The organism is Mesorhizobium sp. M4B.F.Ca.ET.203.01.1.1, assembly GCF_004791025.1.
Classification (GTDB): Bacteria; Pseudomonadota; Alphaproteobacteria; order Rhizobiales; family Rhizobiaceae; genus Mesorhizobium; species Mesorhizobium abyssinicae.
Window position 1 is genome coordinate 84,759 of sequence record NZ_SRUO01000007.1, and the last position, 13,354, is coordinate 98,112.

Annotated in this window: 13 protein-coding genes; 4 read left to right on the forward strand and 9 right to left on the reverse strand. The window is 64.2% G+C overall.

Annotation, left to right across the window (positions count from 1 at the left end):
* Positions 1–51: 51 nt before the first annotated feature.
* From EN846_RS17140 to EN846_RS17170, 7 genes are all read right to left on the reverse strand, one after another.
* Positions 52–972, reverse strand: coding sequence for an ABC transporter permease (locus EN846_RS17140; RefSeq protein ID WP_127392730.1), 921 nt, complete (start codon positions 970–972; stop codon positions 52–54).
* Entirely contained in the window at positions 972–2,084 is a 1,113-nt protein-coding gene (locus tag EN846_RS17145; RefSeq protein ID WP_127392731.1) for an ABC transporter permease, read from the reverse strand. Before EN846_RS17145 ends, EN846_RS17140 begins: the two co-directional genes overlap by 1 nt.
* A complete protein-coding gene (locus EN846_RS17150) occupies positions 2,081–3,658 on the reverse strand; it encodes an ABC transporter ATP-binding protein (RefSeq protein WP_187331311.1) in 1,578 nt (525 codons plus the stop codon). The genes EN846_RS17145 and EN846_RS17150 overlap by 4 nt, the downstream gene beginning before the upstream one ends.
* A gap of 209 nt (positions 3,659–3,867) precedes the next feature.
* Positions 3,868–4,845 carry a quinone oxidoreductase gene (locus EN846_RS17155; RefSeq protein WP_127287056.1) on the reverse strand — a complete coding sequence of 326 codons (978 nt, stop codon included), beginning with the start codon at positions 4,843–4,845 and terminating at the stop codon, positions 3,868–3,870.
* A gap of 52 nt (positions 4,846–4,897) precedes the next feature.
* Positions 4,898–5,728 (reverse strand): phosphatidylcholine synthase, encoded by an 831-nt coding sequence (gene pcsA / locus EN846_RS17160; RefSeq protein WP_128275701.1) that lies wholly within the window; start codon positions 5,726–5,728, stop codon positions 4,898–4,900.
* A complete protein-coding gene (locus EN846_RS17165) occupies positions 5,725–6,339 on the reverse strand; it encodes a DUF1326 domain-containing protein (protein WP_127311367.1) in 615 nt (204 codons plus the stop codon). The genes pcsA and EN846_RS17165 overlap by 4 nt, the downstream gene beginning before the upstream one ends.
* Positions 6,340–6,352: 13 nt before the next feature.
* Positions 6,353–7,249, reverse strand: a complete 897-nt coding sequence (locus EN846_RS17170; protein ID WP_135858447.1) for a DUF2182 domain-containing protein — start codon at positions 7,247–7,249, stop codon at positions 6,353–6,355.
* 103 nt (positions 7,250–7,352) lie between these two features.
* Between EN846_RS17170 and EN846_RS17175 the strand changes: the two genes are divergently transcribed.
* Together EN846_RS17175 and hspQ are read left to right on the forward strand one after the other, a co-directional pair.
* Positions 7,353–8,564 (forward strand): UbiH/UbiF family hydroxylase, encoded by a 1,212-nt coding sequence (locus EN846_RS17175; RefSeq protein ID WP_135858444.1) that lies wholly within the window; start codon positions 7,353–7,355, stop codon positions 8,562–8,564.
* Positions 8,565–8,786: 222 nt separating this feature from the next.
* Positions 8,787–9,110 (forward strand): heat shock protein HspQ, encoded by a 324-nt coding sequence (gene hspQ, locus EN846_RS17180; RefSeq protein WP_128346819.1) that lies wholly within the window; start codon positions 8,787–8,789, stop codon positions 9,108–9,110.
* Between the two features lie 70 nt (positions 9,111–9,180).
* On the opposite strand, the gene EN846_RS17185 is transcribed toward hspQ, so the two are convergent.
* Positions 9,181–9,807 carry an invasion associated locus B family protein gene (locus tag EN846_RS17185; RefSeq protein ID WP_126054534.1) on the reverse strand — a complete coding sequence of 209 codons (627 nt, stop codon included), beginning with the start codon at positions 9,805–9,807 and terminating at the stop codon, positions 9,181–9,183.
* A gap of 282 nt (positions 9,808–10,089) precedes the next feature.
* Between EN846_RS17185 and EN846_RS17190 the strand changes: the two genes are divergently transcribed.
* Together EN846_RS17190 and EN846_RS17195 are read left to right on the forward strand one after the other, a co-directional pair.
* A complete protein-coding gene (locus EN846_RS17190) occupies positions 10,090–11,910 on the forward strand; it encodes an extracellular solute-binding protein (RefSeq protein WP_127394104.1) in 1,821 nt (606 codons plus the stop codon).
* 20 nt (positions 11,911–11,930) lie between these two features.
* Complete coding sequence (locus EN846_RS17195; RefSeq protein WP_128346818.1) at positions 11,931–12,614, forward strand: DsbA family protein; 684 nt, start codon at positions 11,931–11,933, stop codon at positions 12,612–12,614.
* An 11-nt stretch (positions 12,615–12,625) separates the two neighbouring features.
* Here EN846_RS17195 and EN846_RS17200 read toward each other — a convergent pair whose 3' ends face one another.
* Positions 12,626–13,060, reverse strand: coding sequence for a hypothetical protein (locus EN846_RS17200; RefSeq protein WP_127311887.1), 435 nt, complete (start codon positions 13,058–13,060; stop codon positions 12,626–12,628).
* Positions 13,061–13,354 lie beyond the last annotated feature (294 nt).

Consider the following 13,354-nt stretch of genomic DNA (forward strand, 5'->3'; position numbering starts at 1 on the left):
CGTGTTACCTCTCTGAGTTAAGCCTTGGAGCTTCCCGTCTTTTTGTTGTTGTCAACGATCCGGAACGAATGGCTGCCCCAAGGAAGCCGGCGTGTTCATCATCGTCAGACGCTTGTTGCGCGAGATTAGAACGAGAACCACGACGGTTGCCAGATAGGGCAACGAAGAAAGCATCTGCGACGGTATCGGAATGCCAAAAGCCTGTGCATGAAGCTGGCCGATCCACACCGCGCCGAAGATGTAGGCGCCGGCGAGCACCCTCCACGGCCGCCAGGAGGCGAACACCACCAGCGCCAGCGCGATCCAGCCGCGCCCGGCGGACATGTTCTCCACCCACTGCGGCGTGTAGACCAGCGACAGATGTCCACCGGCAAGGCCGGCGCAGGCGCCGCCGAAGATCACCGCCAGATAGCGGTAGCGGATCACCTGGATGCCCAGCGCATGCGCCGAAGTGTGGCTGTCGCCGATCGAGCGCAAGGTGAGCCCGGTGCGGGTCCTGAACAGGAACCACATGACGGCGGCGGTCAGCACGATCGAGATGTAGAAGACCGGATCCTGGCCGAAGACGAGCTTGCCGACGACCGGGATTGAGCTCAGGCCGGGAATGTCGAGATTGGGCAGGCGCTGGCCGGGCTGGCCGACGAAGCTCGTTCCCATCATGCCGGAGAGGCCGAGGCCGAGCAGCGTCAGCGACAGCCCGGTCGCCACCTGGTTGGTGGCCAGCGACAGCGTCATGACGGCAAAGAGCAGCGAGAACAGCGCACCCACGACGATCGCCGCGAGCAGGCCGATCCACGGCGAACCGGTCAGGTAGCCGGCGCCGAAGCCGCCGACGGCGCCCATGATCATCATGCCTTCGACGCCGAGATTGAGGACGCCGGAGCGCTCGACCACCAGCTCGCCGATCGCCGCGATGAGCAGCGGGGTCGCCGCGGTGGCGATGGTCAAAAGGATGTTGACGGTGATGTCCATCAGCGTGCCTCCTCCAGCTTGGGCGCGCCCTCGAGTTTTGGCGCGGCGAAGCCGATCAGACGAATGCGGTAGTGAATGAGCGTGTCGCAGCCGAGCACGAAGAACAAAAGCATGCCCTGGAAGACGCGCGCCACCTTGTCGGAGATGCCGAGCGCGCTCTGCACGGCCTCGCCGCCGAGATAGGTCAGCGCCAGAACCAGGCCCGCCGCGATGATGCCCAGAGGATTAAGCCGGCCGAGGAAGGCGACGATGATGGCGGTGAAGCCGTAGCCGGGCGATATCACCGGCTGCAGTTGGTTGATCGCGCCCGAGACTTCCGAGATGCCGGCAAGTCCGGCGAGCGCCCCCGACAGGAGAAAGGTGAAGAACACCATGCGGTTGAAGCCGAAGCCGGCGAAGCGCCCTGCCCTCGGGCTGGAGCCCAGCACACGGACCTCGAAGCCCTTCAGCATGCGGCTCATCAAGAGCCAGATCAGCACGGCAGCGACCAGGGCGAAGACAAAGCCCCAATTGGCGCGGCCGGCGTCCGGCATCAGCTCCGGCAGAATGGCGGAGTCGCCGAACTGGATGGTCTGCGGAAAGCCGTGGCCCTGCGGATCGCGCCAGGGACCGCGCACCAGCCAGTCGAGGAAAAGCTGAGCTACATAGACCAGCATCAGGCTGGTCAGGATCTCGTTGGTGCTGAACCGCGTCTTCAAGAGCGCCGGGATGGCGGCGTAGGCGGCACCGCCGAACATGCCGAGGATAAGCATCAGCGGCAGCACCAGCGGCCCTTCGAAGCCGGGGAACACCACCGGGATGATGGAGCCGAAGATGGCGCCGAAGATCAGCTGGCCCTCGGCGCCGATGTTCCAGATATTGGCCCGGTAGCAGACCGACAGGCCGACCGCGATCAGGATCAGCGGAGCCGCCTTGATCGCCAGCTCGTGCAGCTGCCAGACCTGGCTGATCGGCTCGATGAAATAGATCGTGAAGGCGTTGAGCGGGTTGACGCCGAGCAGCGCGAACATGATGGCGCCTGCGACCATCGTGAGCGCGAATGCGATGAAGGGCGACAGCACCGAAAACAGCGCCGAGCGCTGCGGGCGTTTGACGAGTTCGAGGCGCATCATGCCGTCTCCAGCGTGTGTTCGGCGTGGCCGGGCTCGGCCCCGCCCATCAAGAGGCCGATCTTCTCGAAGGTCGCCTCGGCGATCGGCAGCGGTTTCGACAATTCGCCATTGTGCATCACCGCGATCGCATCGGAGATCTCGAACAGCTCATCGAGATCCTGGCTGATGACCAGCACCGCCGAGCCGCTGCGCGCCAGTTCGATCAGTGCCTGGCGGATGTGGGCGGCGGCCCCCGCATCGACGCCCCAGGTCGGCTGGTTGACCACCATGACGCTTGGCTTGCGGTCGAGCTCGCGCCCAACGATGAATTTTTGCAGATTACCGCCGGACAATGCCGCGGCCTCCGGATCGGGCGCGCTCTTGCGAACGTCCATCACCTCGATGATGCGCTGGGAAGCGGCGTAAATGGCGGCGCTCTTGACCATGCCGCCGGAGCCGACGAAGGCCTTGCCGTCGGTGGCGTGGCGCGAGAGCAGCAGGTTCTCCGACAGCTTCATGCGCGGCGCGGCGCCGTGGCCGAGCCGTTCTTCCGGCACGAAGGCAGCGCCCATCAGCCGCCTGCCGGTGATGCTCATGCCGCCGGCGTCCTTGCCGCGGATGCGTACCGAGCCGGCCTCCGGCTGCAGCGCTTCGCCGGAGACGGATTCGAAGAATTCGCCCTGGCCATTGCCGGCGACGCCGGCGATACCGATCACCTCGCCGGCGCGCACGGTGAGGTTGATGTTCCTCAGCGGGATCGAGAACGGCGTCGCCGGCTTGCGGGTCAGCGCGCGGATCTCGAGCAGCGCCGGCGCCGTCTCGATGCCTTCGGCCGGCGCGCGCACCACCGCCTTCACCTCGTTGCCGACCATCATGCGGGCGAGCGAGGCGGCGGTTTCCTGGCGCGGATTGCAATGGCCGACCACCTTGCCGTGACGCAGCACCGTGGCGCGGTCGCAGATGCGTTTGACCTCTTCCAGCCGGTGCGAGATGTAGAGGATCGACTTGCCTTCTGAGCGCAGCCTTTCCAGCGTCTCGAACAGCTTGTCGGCTTCCTGCGGCGTCAGCACCGATGTCGGCTCGTCGAGGATGATGAGCTGCGGCGTCTGCAGCAGGCAGCGGATGATCTCGATGCGCTGGCGTTCGCCGACGGAGAGGTCACCGACCAGCGATTCCGGATCGAGCGGCAGGCCGTAGCTGTAGGAGAGCGCCCGCGCCTTGGCGGCGATGCTGCTGATGGGCGAGCCGTCGTCCAGCGACAGCGCGATGTTCTCGGCCGCAGTCAGCGCCTCGAACAGCGAGAAATGCTGGAACACCATGCCGATGCCGAGCTTCTTGGCGGCGCCGGGACTGGCAATCCGGACGGGCTGGCCGTCCCAGAAGATCTCGCCCGAATTCGGCTCCAGCGATCCGAACAGCATCTTGACCAGCGTCGACTTGCCGGCGCCGTTCTCGCCGAGCAACGCGTGGATCTCGCCCTTAGCGATGTTGAGGTCGACATGGTTGCACGCCGTCAGCGTGCCGAAAATCTTGGTCAGCCCGCGAACTTCAAGCAGATTCGCGCTGTCGTGATTTGCACTCACAGTGCCTCCCATCTGGTTTGCCAGATATGTTCTGTGTTCCCGCAAGCATGGTATGCGCGGCCGGCTCCCGTCGGAAAGCGGCACGCGACTTGAAAGAGCTTCAAGAATTTCAGCGGAAACTCAAGCGGTAAAAAAGTACTCCGCAAGGCCACGAAAATCGGGAGCTGTCTTTTCGGGCGACCAATGCTTACGGCGGCGGCAAACCGCCGAAAACGACGACATCAGGGGATGAGGACGGTCGTGCCCGTCGTACGCCTTCCTTCGAGATCAGAATGCGCCCGGCCGGCGTCCTTGAGCGCGTACCGCTGGTTGATCTTGATCTCTACGGCACCGCTCAGCACGACGTCGAACAGGGCTTCGGCCGACGCCACGAGATCCTCGCGCCTGGCGTTGTAGACGAACAGCGTCGGCCTGGTGGCGAACAGCGAGCCCTTCTGCGCCAGCAGCGACATCGAGAAGGGCGGGATCGGCCCGGAGGACTGGCCGAAGCTGACGAAGGTGCCGAGCGGCCTCAGGCAGTCGAGCGAGGCGGGAAACGTATCGTTGCCGACGGAATCGTAGACGACATCGCATTTCCTGCCGCCGGTGATGGCGGCGACGCCGGCGACGAAATCCTGCTCCTTGTAGTTGATGACATGGTCGAAGCCATGCGCCCTGGCGAGCTCGATCTTGTCGGCGGAACTCGCCGTGCCGATGACGGTGGCGCCGAGATGCTTGGCCCACTGTCCGAGGATCAGGCCGACGCCGCCGGCCGCCGCATGGAACAGGACGGTATCGCCCGCCTTCACCTTGAAAGTGCGGCGCAGGAGATACTCCGCAGTCATGCCCTTCAGCATCATCGCCGCCGCCTGCTCGTCGCTGATGCCGTCGGGCACCTTCACCACGCGGTCCGCGGCAATGACCCGCTGCTCGGCGTAAGCGCCGACATTGACGGCGTAGGCGACGCGGTCGCCGGGCTTCAGCCAATCGACGTCGGCACCGATTTTGAGCACCACGCCGGCCGCCTCGCCGCCGGGGATCAGCGGAAAGCCGCCGGGCGGCGGATAGAGGCCCGAGCGATGGTAGACATCGATGAAGTTGAGGCCGATCGCGGTGTGCCTGATCAGGATCTGCCCGGCGCCTGGCTGGCCCGGATCGGCGTCCTCATAGATCAGTACTTCCGGGCCGCCATGGGCGTGGATGCGGATCGCTTTGGGCATTGGGCAGTCTCTCTTGGGATCGGGCCGTCCTGGGAACCGGCCTTCGCGGGGATCAGTCTTTCCGGGCGCCCGGCTTGGCGCCGAGCCTTGGAAAGAACTGCATGATACCGCCGATGCAGGCGAGGTAAAGTCCGGTGACCGTGATGCCGACCTTGGTGAAGACGCTCACCTGTTCGCCCAGCACGCCGATCTGGTCGTAGAAGGCGGCGAGCGCTGCCTGCGCCAGCGCCAGCGCGCCGAAGGCGCACCACAAAAGCGTCATGCCGAGATTGATCGGCCTCAGCCGCACCACGCGAACCGGGTGGATGAAGTTGATCGGCACGAAGGTGAGGATGCCGGCGACCACCACCACGGCGAAGGAAACCCACTGCCCCGGCTCAATGACGAAGAGCGTGAACACCACCATGTTCCAGACGACCGGGAATCCCTTGAAGAAGTTCTCCTTCGTCTTCATGCCGGTGTCGGCATAGTAGATCGCGCTCGACACCACGATGATGGCCGCCGACAGGAAGGATAGTTTCTCGCCCATGAAGCCGCGCTGATAGAGCGCGAAGGCCGGGATGAGCACGTAGGTCACGTAGTCGATGATGTTGTCGAGGAGCTCGCCCGACCATGTCGGCAGGATCTCCTTGACCTCGAGCTTCCTGGCGATCGGTCCGTCGATGCCGTCGACGAACAGCGCCAGGCCCAGCCACCAGAACATCGCCGTCCAGCGCTGCTCGCTCGCCGCGACCAGCGACAGGAAGGCCAGGAACGAGCCCGATGCCGTCAGCAGGTGCACCGAAAAGGCGCGCGCCTGCGGCCACGTCACCTTCTTCTTCGGTCGCGGAATCCGATCGGCGATTTTCTTGGCGGCTTTCCTGGCCGTAGTGTTCTTGCTCACGGGCCCCGCCAGTCCAGTTTGCAGATCTCGGCCGAACGGCCGGCAAAGTTCCAGTTGCGGCCGAAGGCGCGCATCTTGCTCTTGTCGGACTTAGCCACGATGATTTCCGGCGCGATCCAGTATTCGGAGTTGCTGATCACCGTATCCTTCTCGCGGTCCTTGCCGGGAACCGGCGTCACCGCCCCGTCGATGATCTTTGGTATCTGGAAGATACGCGTCTTGTCACGCGTCTCATAGGTGATCGGCGCCTGTTCGACGCCGAGGAATTTTCCAACCAGGATGGAGAGCAGCGCGGTTGTGCCGCCTGCCTTGCCGGTAAAGATCTTGGTCAGCGCCTTGACCGCGTAGACCGAGGCGCGCTTGTCGATGAACAGGCCGGCGGTCCAGTTGCCTCGGCTCATATATCCGGGGATTTCCATCACCAGGCCGAGATTGAGCCCGGAGAGGTCGACGTCGCCGAAATGGCCGGCGTCGATGCGGAAACCTGCCCAAGTCTGGCAATAACCCTCGGTCGGCGGATGGCTGCCGAGCGACAGCACGCAGGGGCAAAAAACCGTGCAATTGCAGGAGAGGACGAGCTCTCCCTTCATTGCCCAGCCCTGATCCGTCATCGACTTCTCCCCCTCAGGCCGAAACTAATAGCAGGGCGGCGCCCCAGACAAGCAGTATCGCACCGGCGACCCGGCTTGCCACCCTGCCCTGGGTCTGTTTTTCGATCAGGGTGAACAGGCCGATCAACGCCATCCAGAAGATGTTCATTGCGCCGACGGCGAACATCACCAGCATCAGCGCCCAGCAGCAGCCGAGGCACCACAGGCCCTGTTCCAGGCCGAGCCGGAAGATGCGTTGGGGTTTCGCGCTCCAGTTTGAGAACAGGATCGAGAACGGGTTCCGGCATTTCGTGAGGCAGGCTTCCTTCCAGCCGCTGAACTGGTAGAGGCCTGCGACCAGCAAGGCCAGCGCTCCGGCAATGCCCACGACCGGATCCAGCAATTGCCCCGCCGGAGCAAAAGCATGGACGCCGAGGGTCAGCCCCGCGAACAGCGCCGAAGCGATGAGCCATGTGCAAAGATAGCCGGCGACCAGAACCAGCGGGTGGACGACCGGCTCGCCCTTGATGCGGGCGGTATCGGCGATCTCGCAATAGGTGCGGATCATTGGTGCTGCGGAAGGCAGCATCGCCGCCACGGCCATCAGGAACCACATCAGGACAAGCGCCGGCGCCTGGGCGCTGATTGCATCGGCAAGCGGCGCCGGTGTCAGGCAGAGAGCGAAAAACCGGTCCACAAAATCCGGCAGCGGCAGCGGTGGCAGGTTGTTCAGCATGAAATCGCCGGGGGCCGAGGCGCCCGCTATCCGGCTTTCGGCGCTGCGGATCGCCATGGCCCCAAGCGTGAGCCAGGCCAGCATGATCGCCGCGCCCACTGCCACGGTCACCGCCAGCCGGGGGTTGCGCGCGACGCTCGCCGTGGCGCGGCCGGCCCGGTCGAGATGGCTGAAATCATGGTCCTGGCCGGTCATGGACCCGAAATGAGCCGAATCGCCGCGTTGATCAAGCCGTGCGATCGGGCCTATACCGACGTTGGCGGCCAGTTGGGCCTGCATTGCGATCTGGATACCGGATTTGGATCATCACAAGACAGCGCGGATATTGGTTGCCGGCAGCGGTCCGGCCGGGCTGATCGCGGCGCTCGGCTTTGCCGAGGCCGGCTTTGCGGTGACGCTGGCAGGCCCGGAAGCCAATGGCCAGGATGGCCGCACCACGGCACTGATGAACCCTGCCTTGAAAGTCCTCGAGCGGCTGGGCGTTCTCGCGGAACTCAAGCCAAAGGCCGCGCCGCTGAAGGTGATGCGCATCGTCGACGCGACGAGGCGGCTGGTCCGCAGCCCGACGGTCACCTTCCGCGCCAGCGAAATCGGCGAAGAGCAGTTCGGCTTGAACCTGCCCAACAACGTGCTTGTTCCAGCCCTTGCCAGGGCGGTTGCCGCGCATGTGGGCATCGAATGGCGGAAATCGATGGTCGAGAGCTGGCGCCTGGACACCACCCATGCCCATGCCGTGCTTGCCGATGGCAGCGAGATTTCCGCCTCCCTGGCGGTCGCCGCCGACGGGCGCTTGTCGCCGGCGCGCGAGGCGGCTGGCATCGCCGCATCGGTGCGCTCCTATCCACAGGCGGCGCTGGTTCTCAATTTCAGCCACCGCAGCGACCACGCCTTCACCTCGACCGAGTTCCACACCGAGACCGGCCCGTTCACGCAGGTTCCCTTGCCCGGCAACCGTTCCAGCCTTGTCTGGGTGGTGAAGCCGGAGACGGCGACGGAACTGGCGGCGCTCGACAACGCAACGCTCTCGCAGCGCGTCGAAGAGCAGATGCAGTCGATGCTGGGGCGCGTCACCGTCGACCCCGGCAGGCAGGTCTATCCGCTGTCGGCCGCCTCGCCAGGGCGTTTTGCGCAAAACCGGGTGGCGCTGGTTGGCGAGGCCGCGCACGTCTTCCCGCCGATCGGCGCGCAAGGTCTCAATCTCGGCATCAGGGATATCGACGACCTGATTGGAATCGCCAGCGAAAATAGCTCTGATCCGGGGTCGGAGAAGTGCCTCGCGACCTACGATACCAGGCGACGGCCCGACATTCTGGCGCGCAGCAGCGCGGTTAATCTGCTGAACAGGTCCCTGCTCTCCGACATGCTGCCGGCGCAGTTGGCGCGCAGCGCCGGCCTCGGCGTGCTCGGCAGCTTCGCGCCGTTGCGCGCCTTTTTCATGCGCGAAGGGCTGAGGCCCGGCAGCGGCTTCCAGGCGCTTGCCGGCGGGTTGCGCAAGCAGTCCCGGCGGTAGGTTCGCCGGACATTTCCGCCGCAGGCCGGAAACCCTCGGCTCCGCCAGCTCGTTGCTTGGCATAGGAGCGGTGCTTTGGCGTTGAATTGACGCGGCGTCTGCGCCAAATAGGCACCAACCGAAAGTCGGGGTCGATTTTTGGCGGCGCAGCGCGTAAATTCAAGATCTTAGGCGCCTTTGCGCGGTCACCGACGGCGCCTTGGAACCTGAGTGGTGAGTGCGATGAAAACGGCCAAATTCTCGATCGGACAAGTGGTTCGCCACCGGCTGTTTCCGTTCCGCGGGGTCATCTTCGACGTCGACCCGCAATTCGCCAACACCGAGGAATGGTACGAGGCGATACCGGCCGACGTGCGGCCGCGCAAGGACCAGCCCTTCTATCACCTTCTCGCAGAGAACTCCGAAACGGAATACATCGCCTATGTCTCCGAGCAGAACCTGCTCGAGGACAAGTCGGGCGAGCCGGTGCGCCATCCGCAGATCGGCGAGATGTTCGACAAGCGGCCGGACGGTCGCTACGAACCGAAACGACAGTCGCGGCATTGAGGCGCAAAAAAAGCGGGGCATGCCCCGCTTTTTTTCGAAGCCGGAAGACTCCCTCAGGAGTCCCCGGCGATCAGTTGGCGGTCTTCGCCTTGTCCTGCTCTTCCTTGAGCTTCTTGGCGAAGTCCTGGTTGTTCTTGGCCACGAAGTCCTTCAGCTTCTTCTGCCGGTCCTCGATGTCCGACTGCTGCAGCGGCGGACCGTCATAGGCGCCGCTGAAGCCGGTCAGCGCGACCTTGATCGGGTTCGGCTGGTTCTGGAAATTGACCGAGGTCAGCGTGATCGCCTGGCCCTTCTTGAACGAGGCGACGAGCTGGTCGGTCAGCGGCACTTCGGCCACGCAGCGGTCGGGGAAGCAGATCACATAGTCGAGCTTCTGCGCCTTGCCGGTGTCGATCTGCAGGCCGATTCCGGGAGGGACCAGACGGCCGGTCGGGACCGTGACCTGGAACACCTTGCGGTTCACCTTGCCCTTCAGCTCGATCAGGCTGATGCCGGTGACGAGCTGGCCGTTGCCGGCGGTGACGATGTTCTGGACATTGCAGATGTCGACATCTTCCTGCTTGGTGCAGGCCTTGAACCAGCCCTGCGGAATCTGCTGCTGCTGCGCGGAGGCAGCCGGAAGTTCTGCGCCCAGAAAGCCGATCACGCCTGCGGCCAGGACCGAAAGGCGGTACGCGTTGCTGTTCAGGCTCGTCATATGGTGTACTTCCTCTCAATGATCCCGGGACCGGCTTCTTCGTGCCGTGTGGTCCTGCTACCTGTTGCCGAAATGAGGCAACAGCATGACTTCGGAGCGCCTGTTACACTGCCAGCGATGGCGAATCCAGCCCGTCGGCCGCAATTCTTGGCGCAGCTCCGCCGGCCGCCCGCGGTCGCCGAGCTCCTGCAGCTCGGTCCCCGTGCCGTAACGATTCAATCGGAGCACGAAATGCTCTAGGGTGCATTCCGAATCATCAAGCCGCCTGGCAAGGAGACGGTCATGGGCCGCGTTCTCGTTTGGCTGATCGCCGCGACCTCGTTTCTGACCCTTGCTGCTGGACCGGCGCTGTCGGAGCCGAAGCATGCCATCGCCATGCAGGGCGAGCCGGCGCTGCCGGCGGACTATACGCATTTCGACTACGTCAATCCCGATGCGCCGAAAGGCGGCAGCATCACCTATTGCGTCGTCGGCAGCTTCGACAATCTCAACCCGTTCATCCTGAAAAGCCTGCGCACCACGGCACGCGGCATGATGGATACGATCTACGGCAATCTGGTCTTCGAGCCGCTGATGCAGCGCAACTATGACGAGCCCTTCAGCCTCTATGGCCTGCTCGCCGACAGCGCCGACATGGATCCCGAGCGCAAGTCGATCGAGTTCCATCTCAATCCCAACGCAAAATGGTCGGACGGCCAGCCGGTGACGCCGGAGGACGTGCTGTTCACCTACGACGTGTTCACCGACAAGGGCCGCCCGCCCTACAGCGACCGCATGGCCAAGATCGCCAAGCTGGAAAAGACCGGCGACCGCAGCGTGCGCTTCACCTTCAACGACAAGGCCGACCGCGAGTTTCCGCTGATCGTCGCGCTGACGCCGATCATCCCGAAGCATGCCTTCGACAAGGACAGCTTCGACAAGACGACGCTGAAGCCTGTGACCGGCAGCGGCCCCTACACGGTGGCGCAGGTGGTGCCCGGCCAGCGCATCGTGTTCAAGCGCAATCCCGACTATTGGGCCAAGGATGTCCCTTCGAAGCGCGGCTTCGACAATTTCGACCAGATCACCATCGAGTACTTCCTAAATGCCAACGCCAAGACCGAGGCGTTCAAGAAAGGCATCTGCGCCATCGACGACGAGACCGACCCGGTCAAGCGCGAACGCGATCTCGACTTTCCTGCCTTCCGCAAGGGCGACGTGGTCGCCGAGACCTTCGACACCGGCATTCCGCCCGTCGTGACCGGGTTCCTGTTCAACACCAGGCTGCCGAAGTTCTCCAACCCGGCCGTCCGGCGCGCGCTGGGCATGCTCTACGACTTCGAATGGGCGAACAAGAACCTGTTCGGCGGCAAGTACAGCCGGACCATGAGCTACTGGCAGAATTCCGAGCTTTCCGCGCTCGGCCATCCGGCCGACGACAGGGAAAAGGCGCTGCTGGCGCCCTACCCCGGCCGCGTGCCCGCCAATGTCATGGACGGCAGCTGGCGGCCGCCGGTCACCGACGGCTCGGGCCAGGACCGAAAGGTGCTGAGGGTGGCTTTCGAGCTGCTGAAGAGCGAGGGCTACACGGTCAAGGACGGTGTGATGCACGACCCGCAGGGAAATCCCTTCGGCTTCGAGATCCTGACCGCCTCGCAGGATGAGGAGCGGCTTGCCGCCATTTACCAGCGCACGCTGGAGAAGATCGGCATCGAGATGACCATCCGCAGCCTTGACGGCGACCAGATCCAGTCGCGCAAGCAGCGTTTCGATTTCGAGGTGCTGATCGGCTCCAGCGGCTTCAACAACTCATTGTCGCCGGGCATCGAGCAGATCGGCCGCTGGGGTTCTTCCGCCGCCAGGGCCGAAGGATCGTTCAACCTTGCCGGCGTCGCCGACCCGGCCGTGGACGCGGCGATCGATGCGATGCTGAGGGCGCGTTCCAAGGAAGACTATGTCGCCGCCGTTCGTGTCCTCGACCGGCTGCTGATCTCCGGCAACTATATGGTGCCGATGCAATACAACGCGCAGCAATGGCTCGCTTACTGGAATTATCTGGAACATCCGCAAAAGACCCCCATATTCGGCTATCAGCTGCCAAGCTGGTGGCGCAAGCCGAACTGAATTCCGGACAGGAGCAGAGGATGAGCGGCGAGAATTCCGTCACGGTGGATGTCGTATCCGATGTCGTCTGCCCGTGGTGCTTTATCGGCCAGAAACGGCTCGACAGGGCGATTGCTGCCGCCGGCGACGTCGAGGTGCATGTCCGCTGGCGGCCGTTCCAGCTCGACCCCACCATCCCGCCCGAAGGCATGGATCGCCGCGCCTACATGATCGCCAAGTTCGGCAGCGAGGAGCGCATTCGCCAGATCCATGCCCGCATCGAGCCGCTGGGCGAGGCCGAAGGGATCCATTTCGCCTTCGACGCCATCAAGGTGGCAGCCAATACGCTCGACGCGCACCGCGTCATCCGCTGGGCGGGCGCCGCCGGCGAGGAGGTGCAGAACCGGCTGGTGCGCCGGCTGTTCCAGCTCAATTTCGAGGAAGGCGCGAATCTCGGCGATCACGCCGTGCTGACGGCAGCCGCCCGCGAAGCCGGCATGGATGCGTCCGTGGTCGAGACGCTGCTGCCGACCGATGCCGATGTCGAGGCGGTGCGCACCGAAATCACGACCGCTTCGCGCATGGGCATCACCGGTGTCCCCTGCTTCCTGCTCGAAGGCAAATACGCGGTGATGGGCGCGCAGGAAGCCGACACGCTCGCCGACGCCATCCGCCAGGTGGCCGCGGCCAAGGGGCGGGGCGAACTGGAAACAGCGGCCGGCTGAGCAACACCGGCTTACTTCACCGTAACCTTGGCCTTGCTGACGAAGAAGCCGTGGCCGTTGCTGCCCGTACAGCTCAGCCCCTTCTTCGACGACTGGCAGGAAAACGATCCTTTGCTCCAGCTGTTGCCGTAGGCGAGCTTTGCGACGTCGCCGCAGCAGCCTTGCTCGCCAGGGTTCTTGATCTGGGTAGCGGGACCCTTCGGCCCCAGGATGACGGTGATGTAGCTCGGCTCGACGCGCGAGCAGCTCAGCTCGGGGCCGCCGTCCTGCGGTTGATAGGTGCTGGTCCCGCCCTTCGGCGTGTAGATGCAGCCGATATTGCCTGACGGCGTGTTGAACTCGACCTGCCCTTCGGCATTCGCCGGGATGGTCTGGCTGCCGGCATGTGCCGGCGCCAGCCAGGCGAGTGTCGAGAGCATCGCGGCCGACAATGTCCGTGCAAACATCAGAAAACTCCTCCGCTCCAGGGCCGGTGCAAAATTCGAAACCGAACGGCCGGCACGTCGAACACAGTCGGCGTTCGCCTGAAAGAGCAATGGCGGATCGATGTATCGGGACGATGCCGGGCGCCTTCGCTTCGCTTCCCGGCATGTTTCGACCTGCCCGGGAACATCACGAAGACCGGCTCCGAAAGACGCGAGCAGGTAACTTTTCGACCGCTCCGGTTCGCCCTCGGACGGAAATTCAGCTGATCTGGAGAGCAGATCGGTTCACGAAACCGTGTTTTTGGTTTCCCTTAG